At 74.6% G+C, this 17,814-nt stretch carries 19 protein-coding genes; 7 read left to right on the top strand and 12 right to left on the bottom strand.

Annotation, left to right across the window (positions count from 1 at the left end; genetic code table 11):
- The coding region (locus IE249_RS02580) for a VIT1/CCC1 transporter family protein (RefSeq protein ID WP_229857290.1) at positions 1-509 on the bottom strand (509 nt) is incomplete at its 3' end.
- A 278-nt stretch (positions 510-787) separates the two neighbouring features.
- On the opposite strand from IE249_RS02580, the gene IE249_RS02575 reads away from it, so the two are divergent.
- From IE249_RS02575 to IE249_RS02550, 6 genes are read left to right on the top strand one after another with little or no spacing between them, the layout of a single operon-like run.
- Positions 788-2,056 (top strand): ADP-ribosylglycohydrolase family protein, encoded by a 1,269-nt coding sequence (locus IE249_RS02575; RefSeq protein ID WP_229857287.1) that lies wholly within the window; start codon positions 788-790, stop codon positions 2,054-2,056.
- Positions 2,053-3,201: an ADP-ribosylglycohydrolase family protein gene (locus tag IE249_RS02570; RefSeq protein ID WP_189703097.1), complete on the top strand. Its 1,149-nt coding sequence runs from the start codon at positions 2,053-2,055 to the stop codon at positions 3,199-3,201. Before IE249_RS02575 ends, IE249_RS02570 begins: the two co-directional genes overlap by 4 nt.
- A gap of 8 nt (positions 3,202-3,209) precedes the next feature.
- A complete protein-coding gene (locus IE249_RS02565) occupies positions 3,210-4,424 on the top strand; it encodes an ADP-ribosylglycohydrolase family protein (RefSeq protein WP_189703096.1) in 1,215 nt (404 codons plus the stop codon).
- On the top strand, positions 4,412-5,782 hold the full coding sequence (locus IE249_RS02560; RefSeq protein ID WP_189703095.1) for an ADP-ribosylglycohydrolase family protein: 1,371 nt from the start codon (positions 4,412-4,414) through the stop codon (positions 5,780-5,782). Before IE249_RS02565 ends, IE249_RS02560 begins: the two co-directional genes overlap by 13 nt.
- Complete coding sequence (locus tag IE249_RS02555; RefSeq protein ID WP_229857285.1) at positions 5,779-7,089, top strand: CaiB/BaiF CoA transferase family protein; 1,311 nt, start codon at positions 5,779-5,781, stop codon at positions 7,087-7,089. Before IE249_RS02560 ends, IE249_RS02555 begins: the two co-directional genes overlap by 4 nt.
- A complete protein-coding gene (locus IE249_RS02550; RefSeq protein WP_189703093.1) occupies positions 7,086-7,967 on the top strand; it encodes an HpcH/HpaI aldolase/citrate lyase family protein in 882 nt (293 codons plus the stop codon). The genes IE249_RS02555 and IE249_RS02550 overlap by 4 nt, the downstream gene beginning before the upstream one ends.
- Positions 7,968-8,081: 114 nt before the next feature.
- Here the strand turns inward: IE249_RS02550 and lgt are convergent, their stop codons facing one another.
- The 11 genes from lgt to hisI all read right to left on the bottom strand — a co-directional run bounded on the left by lgt (position 8,082) and on the right by hisI (position 17,358).
- Positions 8,082-9,086, bottom strand: coding sequence for a prolipoprotein diacylglyceryl transferase (gene lgt, locus IE249_RS02545; RefSeq protein WP_189703092.1), 1,005 nt, complete (start codon positions 9,084-9,086; stop codon positions 8,082-8,084).
- Between the two features lie 108 nt (positions 9,087-9,194).
- The gene (locus IE249_RS02540) at positions 9,195-9,968 is read right to left on the bottom strand and encodes a DsbA family protein (protein ID WP_189703091.1); all 774 of its coding nucleotides are present in this window, start codon (positions 9,966-9,968) and stop codon (positions 9,195-9,197) included.
- A 74-nt stretch (positions 9,969-10,042) separates the two neighbouring features.
- Entirely contained in the window at positions 10,043-10,861 is an 819-nt protein-coding gene (gene trpA / locus IE249_RS02535; RefSeq protein WP_189703090.1) for a tryptophan synthase subunit alpha, read from the bottom strand.
- A complete protein-coding gene (gene trpB / locus IE249_RS02530; protein WP_189703089.1) occupies positions 10,858-12,141 on the bottom strand; it encodes a tryptophan synthase subunit beta in 1,284 nt (427 codons plus the stop codon). Before trpB ends, trpA begins: the two co-directional genes overlap by 4 nt.
- A gap of 71 nt (positions 12,142-12,212) precedes the next feature.
- A complete protein-coding gene (gene trpM, locus IE249_RS02525; RefSeq protein WP_189703088.1) occupies positions 12,213-12,419 on the bottom strand; it encodes a tryptophan biosynthesis modulator TrpM in 207 nt (68 codons plus the stop codon).
- Between the two features lie 22 nt (positions 12,420-12,441).
- Complete coding sequence (trpC, locus tag IE249_RS02520; protein ID WP_189703087.1) at positions 12,442-13,251, bottom strand: indole-3-glycerol phosphate synthase TrpC; 810 nt, start codon at positions 13,249-13,251, stop codon at positions 12,442-12,444.
- Positions 13,252-13,443: 192 nt separating this feature from the next.
- A complete protein-coding gene (locus IE249_RS02515) occupies positions 13,444-13,941 on the bottom strand; it encodes a DUF2752 domain-containing protein (RefSeq protein WP_189703086.1) in 498 nt (165 codons plus the stop codon).
- Positions 13,942-14,049: 108 nt separating this feature from the next.
- Positions 14,050-14,298, bottom strand: a complete 249-nt coding sequence (locus tag IE249_RS02510) for an HGxxPAAW family protein (protein WP_189703085.1) — start codon at positions 14,296-14,298, stop codon at positions 14,050-14,052.
- A 140-nt stretch (positions 14,299-14,438) separates the two neighbouring features.
- The gene (locus IE249_RS02505; protein ID WP_189703084.1) at positions 14,439-15,086 is read right to left on the bottom strand and encodes a TIGR02234 family membrane protein; all 648 of its coding nucleotides are present in this window, start codon (positions 15,084-15,086) and stop codon (positions 14,439-14,441) included.
- A 380-nt stretch (positions 15,087-15,466) separates the two neighbouring features.
- Entirely contained in the window at positions 15,467-16,945 is a 1,479-nt protein-coding gene (locus tag IE249_RS02500; protein ID WP_189703083.1) for an anthranilate synthase component I, read from the bottom strand.
- Positions 16,946-16,956: 11 nt separating this feature from the next.
- Positions 16,957-17,358: a phosphoribosyl-AMP cyclohydrolase gene (gene hisI, locus IE249_RS02495; RefSeq protein ID WP_189703082.1), complete on the bottom strand. Its 402-nt coding sequence runs from the start codon at positions 17,356-17,358 to the stop codon at positions 16,957-16,959.
- 83 nt (positions 17,359-17,441) lie between these two features.
- On the opposite strand from hisI, the gene IE249_RS35935 reads away from it, so the two are divergent.
- Positions 17,442-17,814: TIGR03085 family metal-binding protein (locus tag IE249_RS35935; protein ID WP_229857282.1), on the top strand; the 373-nt coding region annotated here is incomplete at its 3' end.

The raw sequence follows: 17,814 nt of genomic DNA, 5'->3' as shown, positions 1-17,814 counted from the left end.
GCGAACGACCCGAAGGAGGAGACCGCCGCGACCAGCGGCGAGGGCAGGTCGCCGGGGTCGATGCCCAGCTCCTCGCGGGCGTGGATCTCCAGCGCCTGCTCGGGGTCCTTGGACAGCTGGCGGGCGACCTCGCGGGCCAGCTCGGGCTCCACGCCCCGCGCCACGTACAGCGCGGCGAGCTCGTCCTCCTCGTCCTGCGGGTGCTTGCGCAGCTCGCGCCGCTCGACGTCCAGCTCGGCCTCGACCAGCTCGCGCTGGGAGGCGACGGAGGTGTACTCGCCGGCGGCCATCGAGAAGGCGCCCGCGGCCAGGCCCGCGAGGCCGGTGAGGATGATGGTGTGCTGACTCACGGCGCCGCCGGCGACACCGGTCATCAGGGCGAGGTTGGAGACCAGGCCGTCCATCGCGCCGAAGACCGCCGGGCGCAGCCAGCCGCCGTTCACGTCACGGTGCGTGTGGTTGTCGCGGTGCGCAACGTGGAGCGTGGCCTCGGTGTCGAGGATGGCCATGAGTTGTCCCCCAGTGGTGGAGCTTAGGCAAGGCTTGCTTTTGGACGAGTTCTACTTTTCGACAACACTGAACCTACGCCTGAAATTTCTCCGTCGCCAGCAAGGAAAGGCTGGGCTAACCTGCGGTTTTGCTTTCCTGCGCTCTTTTGAGCAGTGTGCCGTACAGATGTCGTACGGGTGACGCTGTGCCCGATGAGGCTGCACGGCGGCCTCCGCCGGGGACAGATCCGCCAAGGGCTCCGCGCCCGCTCCCGCGCCCCCGGAGAGGAGAGCCCGCGATGATCCCGGCGACCGCCTCTCCCCCGGCCTCCGCCGCACTCGCCCTGCCGCTGCGCGCGCGGGCGCGCGGGGCGCTGCTCGGCCTCGCCGTGGGGGACGCGCTCGGGGCGCCCGCCGAGAACCTGGAACCGTCCGAGATCCGGGCCCGCTGGGGCCGTGTCAGCGGATACGTCAGCGAGCACCCGGCCGGCACCGACGACACCGAGTACGCCCTCTTCTCCGGCCTGCTGCTGGCCCGGCACGGCGCCGCGCTCACTCCCGCGCTGGTGGAGTCGGCCTGGCGGGAGCTGATCGCCGGCCGCGCCGAGGGCGCCTTCCGGGGCGCCGGGTTCAGCGAGCGGGGCACGCTGGAGAACCTCCGGCGGGGCCTGCACGCACCCGTCTCCGCCCAGCACCGGCACCCATGGAGCGACGGGCTCGCCATGCGGGCGGCGCCCTTCGGGGTGTTCGCCGCCGGGCGCCCGGCCGAGGCCGCCCGTCTGGTCGCGATCGACGGCGCGGTCAGTCACGAGGGCGAGGGCGTCCACGGCGGCCGGGCGGTGGCGGCCGGGGTCGCTGCGGCGATGGCGGGCGCGCCGCCGGTCGCGGTGGTGGCGGCCGGCCTGGCCGCCGTCCCGGACGACTCCTGGACCGCGCGTTCACTGCGCCGGGCCGTGGCGGTGGCCCACCGGGGCGAGGACGCGATCCGCTCCGCGGCGGTCGTCACGGGCTATCCGTGGACCGACCTGGCCCCGGAGGCGGTGGCCCTCGCCTTCGGCGCCTACGCCGCCGCCGACGGCGACTTCCGCGAGACGGTCCTCACCGCCGTGAACATGGGCCGTGACGCCGACACCACGGCCGCGATCGCCGGAGCCCTCGCGGGCGCGACCCGGGGCGCCGCCGCCATCCCCGCCGAGTGGTCCGCCCCCATCGGCCCGGCCCTCGGCAACTGCCTGCCCGCGATGAGGGGCCGCCACATGGTGGCCTTGGCGGACTTGCTGCTGGCGAGGGCGGCGGAGGGGAAGACACTCGTACCCCCGGAGGCGCTCGTACCGGCGGACGCGGCTGTACGGCCGAAGGCGCCGGTACGGCCGGACGCACCCATACCGGCGGACGCGCTCGTACCGGCGGACGCACTTGTACCGGCGGACGCGGCTGTACGGCCGGAGGCCCCCGTGCACGCGGACGCGCTCGTGCGGCCCGAGGCCGTCCTGCGTCCTGAGGCGGAGCCGGGGGCCGGGCCCTGGCGCTGCGTTCTCAGCGCTGACGACGGCGAGACCGGGCCGTGACGCGCCGGGTGGAGGGGCTGCTGCTGGGGCTGGCCGCGGGCGACGCGGCCGGCTGGCCCGCCGCACGGCACCGCGCCGCACGCATGCCCGGCTGGACCCGCCGGCTCACCCGCGAACTGGACACCTTCGCCGAGCACAACGCGACCACCACCCTCCCCGTACCCCTCGCCCTCAACCAGCCCCCGGAACCCCTCCGGCTCGGCCCCTCCGACGACGCCGAGTGGGCGGCCTTCGCAGCCCGGGCGATACTCCGCGCCGACGGCGGCAGCGACCCCCACGGGCCCGACGCCCCAGGTGCGCCCCGTGAACCTGACCGGGACGGCCGGGACGGCCGGATACGGGTGGCTCTCGATCTGGCGTGGGCCGCGGTGGCCGCGGAGGTCGCGGGGGCGGTGCACGGGGCCGGGGACGATCCGGGTGCGCTGCCGGTGCGGGCGCGTATCTCGGTGCGGGCCGGGCTCGGGAACCTGGCCGCCGGGGTGCGGCCGCCCGCCGCCGGGCACGACAACCCGCACCACTTCGACGACGCGGCCTGCGTACGGGCCTGCGTCCTGGCCGTGGCCCACCCGGGCGCCCCCCGTGGCGCGGCCGCGCTCGCCGAGTTCGACGCCCGCTACACCCAGGACGGCGATGGAGTGCACGGGGCCCGGGCGATGGCGGCGGCGGTCGCCTCGGCGCTGGCCGGCGCGGGGGTCGCGGACTGCGTCACCGCGGCGCTCGCCGAGCTGCCCGAGGGGAGCGAGATCGGGCGCAACGCCCGTCACGCGCTGGACCTCGCCGTCACCTGCGGGAGCGCGTTCGCGCTCGTGCCCCTGCTGGAGCACCGGATCGTCGACCACGTCTACAGCTACGGCGTCGCCGCCGCCGAGACCGTCCCGGTCGCCCTCGCGCTGACGTGGGCGGCCGGCGGCCGGATCGCGGAGGCACTGCCCGCGGCGGCGTGTCTGTCCCGGCTCGCCGACTCCGCGCCCGCCCTCACCGGCGCCCTGACCGGCACGCTGGGCGGCGCCGCGGCGATCCCCGACCCCTGGCGGGAGGCCTGCCGCACCCTCTCCGGCTGCGTACTGCCCCGATTGACCGGAACGGATCTGGTGGAACTCGCCGGACTCCTGGAAGCCGCACAACCGGCCGCACCAGGAGGATGATTCCGGGCATGACGCCCAAAGGAGAACAGAGCCGAGGCGCGGTCCGCAGCGCACACGGCCCCAGTGCCGCCGGGGGCGCGACGCTGGAGGAGCGGATCACCGGCGCACTCGTCGGCGCGGCCGTCGGCGACGCGCTCGGCGGTCCCGTCGAGGGGTACTCCCCCGACCAGATCCTGCAGCGCCACGGCGGCCGCGTGCACGGCGTGGTCGGCCCCTGGCACGGCGACGACTGGCGCACCGCGCGCCCCCTCGCCCCGTACCACAAGGGCGACGGACACGTCACCGACGACACCCTCATGACCCACGCCCTGGTACGGGTCTACGCACGGGTCCGCGACCACCTGGACGCCTACGCCCTCGCCGACCACCTGGTCCCGGACCTGATGACCAACCCGCGCTGGATCCCGGAGCTGGAGGCGGAGGCGCTGCCGCTGCACCGCGTCTTCCTCGCGGAGAAGTGGCTGGTGGCCCGGCTGCACTACGGCCACGCCGACCCCCGCGAGGCCGGCGTCGGCAACATCGTCAACTGCGGGGCGGCGATGTACATGGCCCCGGTCGGCCTGGTCAACGCGGCCAATGCGCGGGCGGCCTACGCCGAGGCGCTCGACGTGGCCGGCGCCCACCAGTCGTCCTACGGCCGGGAGGCGGCGGGCGTGTTCGCGGCGGGCGTGGCGGCGGCCTGCTCGCCGGGGGCCACCGCGGACTCGGTGGTGACGGCCTGTCTGTCCCTGGCCAAGGACGGCACCCGCGCCGCGATCGAGAAGGTCTGCGAAGTGGCCGCCCGGCACTCGGACTTCGAGTCGGCGCTGGCCCCGCTGCGGCAGGCCGTGGCGCCGTACGACACGGTCGGCCCCGACTACCGCAGCCCCTCGCTCGGCGCCCGCCGCCCGTCCCGTCTGCACGCGATCGAGGAACTGCCCGTCGCGCTGGGCATGCTGACGGTGGCGGGCGGCTGCTTCCGCGAGACCGTCCTCGGCGCGGTGAACTACGGACGCGACTGCGACTCCATCGCGACGATGGCCGGGGCGCTGGCGGGAGCGCTGGGCTCGCCGGTCCCGGAGGACTGGGCGAAGACGGTGGCCGAGGCCAGCCGTCTGGACCTGTGGGAGCCGGCGCGCACGCTGACCGGGGTGGCCCGGGAGGTGTTCGCCGCGGACGTACGCCGACGGCGCGCCCACGAGCGGGCGTTCGCCGGGATGGGAGGCGCGGAATGCTCCGACTGACCTGGGTCCAGCCGGAGGACCTGCTCGGCCATGAACTGCGCCAGGCCGTGCAGGACGGCCGCGAGCCGGCCGCGGTCGCGGCCAGGTGGCGGGCCGCCGGCGGCCCCGACGCACCGGCCCGGGCGGGCGCCTCGCCGCAGCGCGCCTCACGCTATCTGCGTCTGCTGGCGGAGGACCTGCTGGACGAACTGGCCGAGCTGCCCAGCCGGTTGGCGGACGCGGAGCCGACCGACCTCGGCAGGATCAGGTCCCTGTGCCCCGACTGGCCGGCCCCGCCGGCCCGGAACCACGCGGACCCCTCGTACCCCGGCCGGCTGGAGGCCGCCTGGCTCGGGCGGGCCGCCGGGTGCCTGCTCGGCAAGCCCGTCGAGAAGCTGCCCCTCGACGGCATCCGTCAACTCGCCCGCGCCACCGGAAACTGGCCGCTGACCACCTGGTTCACGGCGCGGGGCGTCCCCGAGGACCTGGCCGCCAAGTACCCGTGGAACACCCGCTCCGCCGCCACGAGCCTCGCCGAGAACATCGACGGCATGCCCGAGGACGACGACCTGAACTACGCGCTGCTCAACCTCCTTCTGCTGCAGCGTCACGGCCGCGGCTTCACCACCACCGACGTGGCCCGCCTCTGGCTGGACGAACTGCCCGCCGGCCGCGCCTTCACCGCCGAACGCGTCGCCTACCGCAACCTCCTCCTCGGCATCGACCCCCCGCACACCGCCCGCCACCGCAACCCCTTCCGCGAGTGGATCGGCGCGCTGATCCGCGCCGACGTGCACGGCTGGACCAACCCGGGCGACCCGGCGGCCGCCGCCGCCCAGGCGCACCGCGACGCCGCCCTCACCCACACCGCCAACGGCGTCTACGCCGCGATGTTCGCCGCCGCCGTGATCGCGGCCGCGGCGGGCGGCGACAAGGACGTGCACGGCTGCCTGGCCGCCGGCCTGAGCGTCGTACCGCCCGGCTCCCGCCTGGCCCGCGCGGTCCGCCAGGCCATTCGACTCGCCGCCGAGCACCGGGACTTCGAGACCGTCGTGGACGAACTGCACGCCACGCACTCCGGCACCTGCCACTGGGTCCACGCCGTTCCCAACACCGCGCTGATCGCGGCCGCCCTCACCCACGCGGACGGCGACTTCACGGGCTCCGTGTGCCGGGTGGTCTCCGGCGGCTGGGACACCGACTCCTGCGGCGCGACCGCCGGTTCGGTCGCGGCCCTCCTCGCCGGGTCCCCCGCCGCCCTGCCCGACCGCTGGACGGCGCCGCTGAAGAACCGGCTCGCCACCTCCGTCGGCGACTTCAACGGCACCGGCTTCGACGCCCTGGCCCGGCTCACCCATCTGGAGGCGCTGCGCCCATGACGCCGCAACCGCCCGTACCGGAGCCCACCGCACAGACGTCGACGGAGCCCGCCGCACCAGCCGCGCCAGAGCCCGCCGCACCAGCCGCGCCAGAGCCCGCCGCACAAGCCGCGCCAGAGCCCGCCGCGCCGCTCGCCGGTCTCAGGGTGCTGGACCTCGCCACCCTGTTCGCGGGACCCATCGCCGCCATGATGCTCGGCGACTTCGGCGCCGAGGTCGTCAAGGTGGAGCACCCCGCCAAGCCCGACCCGTCCCGCGGCCACGGCCCGGCGAAGGACGGGGTCGGCCTGTGGTGGAAGCTGCTCGGCCGCAACAAGCGCACCATCACCCTGGACCTGTCCAAGCCGGGCGGCCGCCGCACCCTGCTGCGCCTGGCCGCCACCGCGGACGTCGTCGTCGAGAACTTCCGGCCCGGCACCCTGGAGCGCTGGGAGCTGGGCTGGCCGGAGCTGTCGGCGGTCAACCCGCGCCTGGTGCTCGCCCGGGTCACCGGCTTCGGCCAGTTCGGCCCGTACGCCTCCCGGCCCGGCTTCGGCACCCTGGCCGAGGCGATGAGCGGCTTCGCGGCGATCACCGGCGAACCGGACTCCCCGCCGACCCTCCCGCCGTTCGGGCTCGCCGACTCGATCGCTGGCCTGGCGACGGCGTACGCGGTGATGACGGCGCTCGCGGCGCGGGAGCGCACCGGCGAGGGACAGATCGTCGACATGGCGATCATCGAGCCGATCCTGACCGTTCTCGGCCCCCAGCCCCTCTGGTACGACCAGCTCGGCTACGTCCAGCCGCGCACCGGCAACCGCACCCAGAACAACGCCCCGCGCAACACCTACCGCACCTCGGACGGCACCTGGGTGGCGGTGTCCACCTCGGCCCAGTCGGTGGCGGAGCGCGTGCTGCGGCTGGTGGGCCGCCCGGAGCTGATCGACGAGCCGTGGTTCGCCACCGGCGCCGAGCGGGCCGAGCACGCCGACGTGCTCGACGAGGCGGTGGGCGGCTGGATCGCCCGGCACACCCGCACCGAGGTGATGGAGGCCTTCGAGAAGGCCGAGGCGGCGATCGCGCCGATCCAGGACGTCCGGGACGTGATGGCCGACCCGCAGTACCAGGCCCTCGGCACCCTGACCACGCTGTACGACCCGCAGCTCGGCCGGATGCGCATGCAGAACGTGCTCTTCCGGCTCTCGGCCACCCCCGGCGCGATCCGCTGGGCGGGCCGCCCGCACGGCGCGGACACCGACGCGGTGCTGACGGAGCTGGGCCTGACCCCGGAGGAACTGGCCGCGCTGCGCGCGGAGGGCGCCCTGTGACGGCCACCGCCCTCTTCCCGCTGACCTGGCTCTACGTCCCCGGCGACCGCCCCCACATCGTGGCCAAGGCGCTCTGCAGCGGGGCCGACGTGGTGGTGATCGACCTGGAGGACGCGGTCGCGCCCGACCGCAAGGAGTACGCCCGCGCGGCCACCGCCGAGCTGCTGAGCGAACCGCCGCCGGTCCCGGTGCATGTGCGGATCAACGCCGTGGACGGACCGCTCGCGGCCGCCGACCTCGCGGTGGTGGCCCACCGGCCGGGTCTGGCCGGCCTGCGCGTGCCCAAGGTGAGCACGCCCGCCCAGATCGTGCGCATCGCCCTGGCCACCGACCCGGCCACCGCATGGGCGCGTCCGGGCACCGCGGCCGCGGCGCACGCCCTCGGACCGGGACCGCCGCTCCACGCCCTCCTCGAGACGGCCCTGGCCATCGAGCACGCCTACGCCATCGCCTCCGCGCATCCGTCGCTGTGCGGGGTGTCGATCGGTGAGGCGGATCTGCGGGCCGACCTGGGCGTGCGACGGGACTCGGGGCTGGACTGGTGCCGGGCCCGGGTCGTGGTGGCCGCCCGGGCGGCCGGTCTGCCGCCGCCCCCGCAGTCGGTGCACCCCGACATCCGCGATCTGGAAGGCCTGGCCGCCTCCTGCGCGCACGGCCGCGCGCTGGGTTTCCTCGGCCGGGCGGCCATCCACCCCCGCCAGCTTCCGATCATCGAGCGCGCCTATCTGCCGACCGACCGCGAGCTGGAGGAGGCAGAGACGATCATCAAGGCGGCCACCATGGACCGGGGCGCGCAGGCGCTCCCGGACGGCCGCTTCGTGGACGCGGCCGTGGTCGCGGCGGCCCGGCGCACCCTGGCGCTGGCCCGCAGATGCTGATCCCGCACGGCGAGCACGACGAGGGCGCCCCGGTTTCCTCCGGGGCGCCCTCGTCGCCTACGACTGCTCTCCGGCCGTCCTGCGACTGTCCTACGACTGTTCCACGGCCGTTCGTCAGCCCTGCTTCGCCGAGCCGGCGCCGTCCTTGACGCCGGCCTCGTCCCGTGGACCGGAGTCCGAGTCTTCCGTGTTCCGGTCCCCGGAGTCCCCGGCCTTCTCGTCCGGCGCGCCGGTCGCGGAGCCGGACCCGGCGGACTCCGTCCCCTCGGCGTCGCCGGCGTCCGCGGCGGCCGTCCCGTCGCCCGCGCCCGGCTCGACCTCGGCCTCCCGGCCCGGCCGCTTCTTGGCGGACACCCAGATGTAGGCCACCGCGAGCAGGAAGACGATCAGCGCCGTCCAGTCGTTCAGCCTCAGGCCGAGGATGTGGTGGGCGTCGTCCACACGCATGTACTCGATCCAGCCGCGGCCCACGCAGTACGCGGCGACGTACAGGGCGAAGGCACGGCCGTGCCCCATCCGGAACCGGCGGTCGGCCCAGATGACCAGGAGGCCGACGCCGACGCACCACAGCGATTCATACAGGAACGTCGGGTGGTAGTACCCCGGCACCCGGCCCTCGGCGGAGGAGGTGATGTGCAGCGCCCACGGAACGTGCGTCGGACGGCCGTACAGCTCCTGGTTGAACCAGTTGCCCCAGCGGCCGATCGCCTGCGCGAAGGCGATGCCCGGCGCGACGGCGTCGGCGTAGGCGGGCATGGGGATGCCCCGGCGCCGGGCGCCGATCCACGCGCCCAGCGCGCCGAGCGCGATCGCGCCCCAGATGCCGAGGCCGCCCTGCCACACCTTGAAGGCGTCCACCCAGTCACGGCCGTCGCTGAAGTACAGCTCGTAGTCCGTGATCACGTGGTAGAGCCGGCCGCCGACCAGGCCGAACGGCACGGCCCAGACCGCGATGTCGGCCACCGTGCCGGCCCGGCCGCCGCGGGCGACCCAGCGCTTGTTGCCGAGCCAGACGGCGACGAAGACGCCGATGATGATGCAGAACGCGTAGCCGCGCAGCGGAATGGGGCCGAGGTACAGCACCCCGCGCGACGGGCTGGGAATGTAGGCAAGTTCCATGGCAGGGTCGACGCTACCGCAGCCGGAGCGGGCCCACGTCGGACAGCCCGGCTACGGGTCCATAACGGGCGGCCCTCCGCACGGTCCGCCGCCGCTTCCTCTTCCCGGTCATCCCTGGTCGGCCGCCTCCACCATCTGCTTCAGCTTCGCCGGGGTCATCGTGTGGTCCTGGATGATGTTCTTGCCGTTGAGGAGCACGGTCGGGGTCCCCGAGAAGCCGCCGGACTGGAAGGCCTGGTGGGACTTGTCGACCCAGGCGTCGTGCGTGCCGTTCTTCACGCAGGTGCGGAAGGCCGGGGTGTCCAGGCCGCTCGCCTTGCCGGCGAGGGTGATCAGCTTGTCGTTGTCCGCGAAGGCGTCGTCGGTCTCCTTGGGCTGGTTCTCGTAGAGCACGTCGTGGTACGCGGTGAACTTGCCGGCGTCCTGGGCGCAGGCCGCGGCGTTCGCCGCGCGCAGCGAGCCGGTGCCGCCGAGGTTGCCGTCGATCAGCCTGACCAGGTGGTACTCGACCCGGAGCTTGCCGGCGTCCGTCAGCTCGTGGATCGTCGGCCGGTAGACCGTCTCGAAGGCCTGGCAGGCCGGGCAGCGGAAGTCCTCCCACACGGTGAGCGTCGACTTGGCGCCGTCCTTGCCGACCGGGATGGCGAGGCTGTCCTTGCCCTGTGCGCCCGAGGGGGCGACGGCCGGTCCTGCCTTGGCCGGCTTGCTCTTGCCGGAGTTCGCGGCGACCACGCCGATCACCGCGGCCAGGCCGAGGACGCAGACGACGCTCGCGCCGATGATCAGCGTGCGCCGTCGCCGCTCCGCGGCCCTGTGCTTCTCGCGCTCGGCCGCCAGCCGGTCCCGGGCGGTGCGCTTTCCGTGCTGGTTCTTCTCGCTCACACCCCCAGAACGAACCGGGGAGGCGCATTGCGCCTCCCCGGTCCCAGGTCCACCCGTTCGAGTGATCGAGAGCTCTACGCCCGTCCGCGCACCCCGGCCGCCAGCTCGCCCGCGAGGGCGCGCACGGCCTCGAGGCCGGCCGCGTGGTCCGGGGCGTCCAGCATCCGCTTGACGAAGGCCGAGCCGACGATCACGCCGTCGGCGAAGCCGGCGACCTCGGCGGCCTGGGCGCGGCTGGAGACGCCGAGGCCGACGCAGACCGGCAGGCCGGTCCCGGTGGCCCGGGTGCGCTCCACCAGGTCCTGGGCCTGCGCGCCGACCGACTCACGGGTGCCGGTGACGCCCATGAGCGAGGCGGCGTAGACGAAGCCGGAGCCGGCCGCGGTGATCTCGGCGAGCCGCTCGTCCTTGCTGCTGGGCGCCACCACGAAGACGGTCGCGAGGCCGTGCTTCTCGGCGTGCTCCCGCCACAGCGCCGACTCCTGGACCGGCAGGTCGGGCAGGATGCACCCGGCGCCGCCCGCCTCGGCGAGCTCACTGGTGAACCGCTCGACGCCGTAGCGGTCGATCGGGTTCCAGTACGTCATGACCAGCACCGGCTTGCCGGTCGCCGCGTGTGCCTCGCGGACCGTGCGCATGACGTCGGCGATCCTGACCCCGCCGCGCAGGGCGATGTCGTCGGCGGTCTGGATGACCGGGCCGTCGAGCACCGGGTCGCTGTGCGGCAGCCCGACCTCCACGACGTCCGCGCCGCCGTCGAAGACGGCCCTGATCGCCTCGATGCCGCCGTCCACGGTGGGGAAGCCGGCCGGGAGGTAGGCGATGAGCGCGGAGCGGCCCTCCGCCTTGGCGCCCGCGAGGGTGTCCGTCAACAGCTGGATGTTGCCGCTCACTTGGCGTCCCCCTCGATCTCGGCGGTGTCGGCGGCGTCCGCGGCCACCTCGGCGTCGGTGTCGTACAGCCCGAAGTAGCGGGCCGCGGTGTCCATGTCCTTGTCGCCGCGTCCGGAGAGGTTGACGACGATGAGCCCCTCCCCGCCGAACTCCCGGCCGACCTCGAGGGCGCCGGCCAGTGCGTGGGCGCTCTCGATCGCCGGGATGATGCCCTCGGTGCGCGACAGCAGCCGCAGCGCCTGCATCGCCGCGTCGTCGGTGACCGCGCGGTACTCGCCGCGCCCCGAGTCCTTGAGGTAGGAGTGCTCGGGGCCGATGCCCGGGTAGTCCAGGCCGGCCGAGATGGAGTACGGCTCGGTGATCTGGCCCTCGTCGTCCTGGAGGACGTAGGACCGGGAGCCGTGCAGGATGCCGGGCTCGCCGGCGGTCAGGGTCGCCGCGTGCTCGCCGGTCTCCACGCCGTGCCCGGCGGGCTCGCAGCCGATGAGGCGTACGCCCTCGTCGGGGATGAAGGCGTGGAAGAGGCCGATGGCGTTGGAGCCGCCGCCGACGCAGGCGATCGCGGCGTCGGGCAGGCGCCCGGCGCGCTCGAGGAGCTGGCGGCGGGCCTCGACGCCGATGACCCGGTGGAAGTCGCGGACCATGGCGGGGAAGGGGTGCGGGCCCGCCACGGTGCCGAACAGGTAGTGGGTGCGGTCGACGTTGGCGACCCAGTCGCGGAACGCCTCGTTGATGGCGTCCTTCAGGGTGCGGCTGCCGGACTTCACGGCCACGACCTCGGCGCCGAGCATGCGCATGCGGGCCACGTTCAGGGCCTGGCGCCGGGTGTCGATCTCGCCCATGTAGATCGTGCAGTCCAGGCCGAAGAGCGCGCAGGCGGTGGCGGTTGCCACGCCGTGCTGGCCGGCGCCGGTCTCCGCGATCACCCGGGTCTTGCCCATCCGCTTGGTCAGCAGGGCCTGGCCCAGCACGTTGTTGATCTTGTGCGAGCCGGTGTGGTTGAGATCCTCGCGCTTGAGGAAGACCCGGGCGCCGCCCGCGTGCTCCGCGAAGCGCGGCACCTCGGTCAGGGCGCTGGGGCGCCCGGTGTAGTGGACGAGCAGGTCGTCGAGTTCGCGCGCGAACTCGGGGTCGGCCTTCGCCTTGTCGTACTCGACGGCGACCTCGTCCACGGCGGCGACGAGCGCCTCGGGGATGAACTTGCCGCCGAACGCGCCGAAGTAGCCCTCGGCACTGGGCACCTGACCGGTGGGGTCAGGGAAGAAGAATTCGCTGGGCATGCCGGAACCTCACGGTGAGTGTGCGTGAAAATGACACTGATCGCCGTGGGGGCGGAGGCTGTCGTACGACCTCAGGCCGTGTGCGGCCGGTCGCGCAGTTCCCCGCGCCCCTTCGGGGCGCGCTGCCATCGACGCCCGTTCACCTGCCCCGGTTCGTCGCCGATGACGTACCGCACGCGGCGGCCGTGGACACGCCTCGCGGGGGCACGGCAGCCCCTGGGGCGGCAGCCGCGCGCCAGGCGGGCGTGCCGGTCCACGGTCGTCACGGTGGGAGTCATCGGGGCCAGCCTACCGGGGGTCTCAGCCCCGGCCGTGCCGCAGTGCGGGGTGGGCCCCGGCGGCGACCAGATCGGCGACCGCGGTCTTCGGGTCGCGGCCGGTGACCAGGGACTCGCCCACGAGGACGGCGTCGGCGCCGGCGTTGGCGTAGGCGATCAGGTCGTGCGGGCCGCGCACGCCCGACTCGGCGACGCGGACGAGGTGGCCGGGGATCTCCGGCGCGACCCGCTCGAAGGTGTCGCGGTCGACCTTGAGCGTCTTCAGGTTGCGCGCGTTGACGCCGATCACCTTGGCTCCGGCGTCCACCGCGCGCTCCACCTCCTCCTCGTCGTGGACCTCGACGAGGGGGGTGAGTCCGATGGACACCGCGCGCTCGATCAGCGACTCCAAAGCCGGCTGGTCGAGGGCGGCGACGATGAGGAGGGCGAGGTCGGCGCCGTAGGCCCGGGCCTCCCACAGCTGGTACGAGGTGACGATGAAGTCCTTGCGCAGCACCGGGATGTCGACGCGGGCGCGGACCGCCTCGAGGTCGTCCAGCGAGCCGCCGAAGCGCCGCTGCTCGGTCAGGACCGAGATGACGGAGGCGCCGCCCGCCTCGTAGTCCGCGGCCAGGCCGGCCGGGTCCGCGATCGCGGCCAGCGCGCCCTTGGACGGGCTGGAGCGCTTGACCTCGCAGATCACCCTGACGCCGTCGCCCTTGAGCGCGGCCACCCCGTCCTTGGCGGCGGGTGCCTTGGCCGCGCGCTCCTTGAGCTCGTCGAGGCTGACGCGCGCCTGCCGCTCCGCGAGGTCGGCACGGACTCCGTCGATGATCTCGTCGAGCACACTCACGCGAGCGGCCCCCTTCCAGACGGTTGACTTATCCAGCGGGTCGAACGGCCCCCGGCCTCCCGCTGCCGCGGATCCGGCGATCCGGTGGATCAAGCGGACGAAACCGGTGGTCACTGCGATGGTATCCGGAGTGGGGCACCGGCCTCGCATCCGGTGGACGGCGGTCCCACTACCTGGACATATGCGGGCCGATCAAGGGTGGAGCAGGCCGCCGAAGGGCAGGTTCCGGACAACGGTGAACGCCAGCAGCAGCCCGCCCAGGGCCCACAGGTGGGCCGGCCCGGGTTCGAGGCGCAGCGGCCGCCCGCGGGCGGCACGGAAGGCCCACACGGTCCAGACCACGGCGAAGGCGAGGTATCCGGCGACGGCCAGGGCGTTGTCGTGCAGGGCGGCGGCGAAGTCGCCGTGCACGAAGGCGTGGGCGCTGCGCAGGCCGCCGCAGCCGGGGCAGTAGATCCCGGCGTAGCGCAGGAGGGGGCAGACGGGGTAGTGGCCGGGCTCGTTGGGGTCCACCATTCCGACGTAGGCGAAGGCGGCGGCCACGGCGGCCAGGACCGCGAGGGGAACCGCGAGCCGCGGCACCGGGCCGGGTCCGTTCCCCGGCTTGCCCGGTGCCGTCGCCGGCCTGCCGGGTGCCGCCGTGGGGCTGCCGGCTGTCACCCTCCGGCTGTCAGCGTTCACGCCTCGCATTGTGCACCGTGTGCCGTGCACGCGCGCGTGAGGGGCGGCACCGGGCCGCCCCTCCCCGTTCGTCCCGCTCACGACACGTCCGGGCGCGCCGGGTCCGGGTGGTGCTCGTCAGCCCTTGGCGCCGGCGGGCTGGCCCTTGTCCGCGACCTGGTGCACCGGGTGCTCGTTCTTCTGGCCCATGCCCATCATGCGCATGATGCCGCCGACGACACCGCCGAGCAGCACGATGCCGATGCCGACCCAGAAGCCGACCGGCTGGGCCATCACCATGAAGGCGCCCGCGACGCAGAAACCGATGAAGGCGATGATGACACCGGTCCAGGCGGCCGGGGTGTGACCGTGGCTGCTGCCCGCCATGACTTGCTCCTCGTTGCTTGTACGTGTCTGAGCCGGACGCTCGGACCCATTGTCCCGTACGCGCGCACGCGACGTGACCGGGGGTGGCCCCTCGCGTCACCCTCTCACCGGGGCGGCCCGGCCGCCTCGGCGGCGGGCGGTCAGGCCGGTTCGGTGCCGGTCGGGTCCTCGCCCCGGTCCAGGGCCTTCCAGAGGTCCTCGGGCCGGTCGGGGTCGACGGCCTTGGGCGCGCGGGAGCGGGGCGTCCCGGAGCGCTCGTAGCGGCCGGACATGGCGGGCCACAGACCGCCGTAGCGCAGGGCGAGCAGTCCGGCGAGCAGGATCAGCGCGCCGCCGGCGGCCGCCACATAGGGCCAGCCGGTGTGGCTGAGCGCGGCGGCGGTCGCGGCGGTGTCGCCGGACGCCTGCGCGGCCTTCTCGTCGAGCGCGGCGCCGTTGCCCGCGCCGGTCAGGGCCGCGCCGACGGTGCCGGCGCCCGAGAGGGTGAGCAGAGCGGCGACCAGGCGGCGGCCGGAGCGGCGGACGGCGAACACGGCGACGAGGGCGGCCAGGCTCACTATGGCGAGCGCCGCGGGCACACCCGTGACCTCGCTGCCCTTGGCGGTCAGCGGGAAGTCCCCGCCGGCCACCGTCGCGGTGCCCTCCGCCCAGCGCTGACGGGTGGCCAGCAGCGCCACGGCCGCGCCGAGCGCGCCGCACAGCAGGGCGACGGCGAGGCTGCGGCGGCCGGGCCGGGCGGGGCCGGCGGCTTCGGTACGGGGGTGAGGTACGGCAGTCACGTACTCCACTATCGCCTGAACCCCGGACGAACGGTCACCCGGGGTTCGGTGAGAAAGGCCGCACCGCAAGCGGCGGTTGCCCCTCCGTCCGACGGCGGGGCGGTCCGACGGCGGGGCGGTCCCCCCTCCGTCCGCCGGCGCGCGCCCCGTCCGACCGGCGCGCACCCCACCGTCCGGCACGTCGGCGACGCACCCGCCCAGCCGACGGCACCGCCCGGCCGTCCGGCGGCGGACGGCGTGCGCGCCCTGCCGAGTCGGCCGGTCGGCGGGTCCCGCGACCCGCCGGATCCGCCCGCCGACGGCCTGCGCGACCCGCCGTCCCGACCTGCCCGCGCCGTGCGCAACCCGCCGTCCGGTCCGCGCCGTCGTGCGTGAGCCGTCGTACGGGGCTAGCGGGGGAGGTGGTTGGCGGTGTGGACGGCGCGTAGGACGGCGGCGGCCTTGTTGCGGCACTCGGTGTCCTCGGCGACCGGGTCGGAGTCGGCGACGATGCCGGCGCCGGCCTGGACGTAGGCCGTGCCGTCGCGCAGCAGGGCGGTGCGGATCGCGATGGCGGTGTCGGAGTCGCCGGCGAAGTCGAGGTACCCCACGCAGCCGCCGTACAGCCCGCGCCGGGACGGCTCGAGTTCGTCGATGATCTGCATGGCGCGCGGCTTGGGGGCGCCGGAGAGGGTGCCCGCCGGGAAGCAGGCCGTCAGGACGTCGAAGGCGGTGCGGCCCGCCGCGACGCGGCCGGTGACGGTCGAGACGATGTGCATCACGTGGGAGTACCGCTCGACGGACATGAAGTCGACGACCTCGACGGAGCCCGGCTCGCAGACCCGGCCGAGGTCGTTGCGGCCGAGGTCGACGAGCATCAGGTGCTCGGCGCGCTCCTTGGGGTCGGCGAGCAGCTCGTCGGCGAGGGCCTGGTCCTCCTGGGGAGTGGCCCCACGTGGGCGCGTGCCCGCGATGGGGTGGACCATGGCCCGCCCGTCCTCGACCTTCACCAGCGCCTCGGGCGAGGAGCCGACGACGTCGAAGCCGTCGAAGCGGAACAGGTACATGTACGGCGAGGGGTTGGTGGCCCGCAGCACCCGGTAGACGTCCAGGGCGCTCGCCGCGCACGGGGTCTCGAAGCGCTGCGAGGGAACCACCTGGAAGGCCTCGCCCGCGCGGATGCGCTCCTTGACGTCCTCGACGGCGTCCTGGAAGTCCTTGCCGCCCCACAGCGCGGTGTACTCGGGGAGCTCGGACGGCGGCAGCGCGGCGGGCGGCTGGGCGACCGCGCGGGACAGGTCCGCCTCCATCGCGTCGAGGCGGGCCACGGCGTCGGCGTACGCCTCGTCGACGCCGGTGTCGAGGTCGTTGTGATTGATCGCGTTGGCGATCAGCAGCACCGTGCCGTCCCAGTGGTCGAGGACGGCGAGGTCGGAGGTGAGCAGCATGGTCAGCTCGGGCAGCCGCAGGTCGTCGCGCTCGCCGGGGCCGATCTTCTCCAGGCGCCGCACGATGTCGTAGCCGAGGTAGCCGACCATGCCGCCGGTGAAGGGCGGCAGGCCCTCCTGGCGCGGGGTGTGCAGGGCCTCGATGGTGGCGCGCAGGGCGGCGAGCGGGTCGCCGTCGACGGGGACGCCGACGGGCGGGGTGCCGAGCCAGTGGGCGCGGCCGTCCCGCGCGGTCAGGGTGGCGGCCGAGCGCACGCCCACGAAGGAGTACCGGGACCAGGAGCGGCCGTTCTCGGCGGACTCCAGCAGGAACGTGCCGGGGCGTTCGGCGGCGAGCTTGCGGTACAGCGCGACCGGGGTGTCGCCGTCGGCGAGGAGCTTGCGCGTGACCGGGATGACCCTGCGGTCGGTGGCGAGCTTGCGGAACGTCTCGAGATCCATGGCGGCAGACCCTACTGATCCGCGGCGGCCGGGGCGGAACCGGCGTCCTTGAGCAGCACGTCGGTGTCGAAGCAGGTGCGGTCGCCGGTGTGGCAGGCCGCGCCGACCTGGTCCACCTTGACCAGCACGGTGTCGGCGTCGCAGTCCAGGGCGACGGACTTGACCCACTGCACGTGCCCGGAGGTGTCGCCCTTGACCCAGTATTCGCGCCGGCTGCGCGACCAGTAGGTGCAGCGGCCGGTGGTCAGGGTGCGGTGCAGCGCCTCGTCGTCCATCCAGCCGAGCATCAGCACCTCGCCGGTGTCGTACTGCTGGGCGATCGCGGGGAGGAGCCCGTCGCCGCTGCGCTTGAGGCGCGCGGCGATCTCCGGGTCGAGGCTGCTGGCGGGGGGCCTGCTGGGCGTGCTGGTCATGGGTGCCATTGTGCCGCGCGCGGGGCGCCGCGAGGGGCGGCGGTCCAGTGGGCGGACTCGCTGTGTGGTCGTAGGCTGACTCCATGTCGACCTTTGCCAAGCGTGAACGGCTCCTGCTCGCCGACCTCTTGGAGACCGCCGGTCCGGAGGCGCCCACCCTGTGCGAGGGGTGGCGCACCCGTGACCTCGCCGCGCACGTGGTGGTGCGCGAGCGCCGCCCGGACGCGGCCGGGGGCGCACTGATCAAGCCGCTGGCGTCGCGGCTGGAGAAGGTGCTGGAGGAGTACGCCGCGAAGCCGTACGAGGAACTGATCCAGCTGATCCGCACGGGCCCGCCGCGCTTCTCGCCCTTCCAGCTCAAGCAGGTCGACGAGGCCGCCAACACGGTGGAGTTCTACGTCCACGCCGAGGACGTGCGGCGCGCCCAGGGCGACTGGTCGCCGCGGGAGCTCGACC

It is taken from the genome of Streptomyces anandii JCM 4720, assembly GCF_014650655.1.
Classification (GTDB): domain Bacteria; phylum Actinomycetota; class Actinomycetes; order Streptomycetales; family Streptomycetaceae; genus Streptomyces; species Streptomyces anandii.
The sequence above is the reverse complement of the archived record's forward strand: the minus strand, read 5'-3'. Positions and strand labels throughout refer to the sequence as shown.

What these genes read in the sequence shown, in the direction of transcription:
- hisI (WP_189703082.1), bottom strand. Translation starts at nt 17,358, where the DNA reads ATGACCAGCACGCCCAGCAGGCCCCCCGCCAGCAGCCTCGACCCGGAG.
- IE249_RS02575 (WP_229857287.1), top strand. Translation starts at nt 788, where the DNA reads ATGATCCCGGCGACCGCCTCTCCCCCGGCCTCCGCCGCACTCGCCCTG.
- IE249_RS02555 (WP_229857285.1), top strand. Translation starts at nt 5,779, where the DNA reads ATGACGCCGCAACCGCCCGTACCGGAGCCCACCGCACAGACGTCGACG.
- IE249_RS02515 (WP_189703086.1), bottom strand. Translation starts at nt 13,941, where the DNA reads ATGCGAGGCGTGAACGCTGACAGCCGGAGGGTGACAGCCGGCAGCCCC.
- IE249_RS02500 (WP_189703083.1), bottom strand. Translation starts at nt 16,945, where the DNA reads ATGGATCTCGAGACGTTCCGCAAGCTCGCCACCGACCGCAGGGTCATC.
- trpM (WP_189703088.1), bottom strand. Translation starts at nt 12,419, where the DNA reads ATGACTCCCACCGTGACGACCGTGGACCGGCACGCCCGCCTGGCGCGC.
- IE249_RS02510 (WP_189703085.1), bottom strand. Translation starts at nt 14,298, where the DNA reads ATGGCGGGCAGCAGCCACGGTCACACCCCGGCCGCCTGGACCGGTGTC.
- trpB (WP_189703089.1), bottom strand. Translation starts at nt 12,141, where the DNA reads ATGCCCAGCGAATTCTTCTTCCCTGACCCCACCGGTCAGGTGCCCAGT.
- lgt (WP_189703092.1), bottom strand. Translation starts at nt 9,086, where the DNA reads ATGGAACTTGCCTACATTCCCAGCCCGTCGCGCGGGGTGCTGTACCTC.
- IE249_RS02560 (WP_189703095.1), top strand. Translation starts at nt 4,412, where the DNA reads ATGCTCCGACTGACCTGGGTCCAGCCGGAGGACCTGCTCGGCCATGAA.
- IE249_RS02565 (WP_189703096.1), top strand. Translation starts at nt 3,210, where the DNA reads ATGACGCCCAAAGGAGAACAGAGCCGAGGCGCGGTCCGCAGCGCACAC.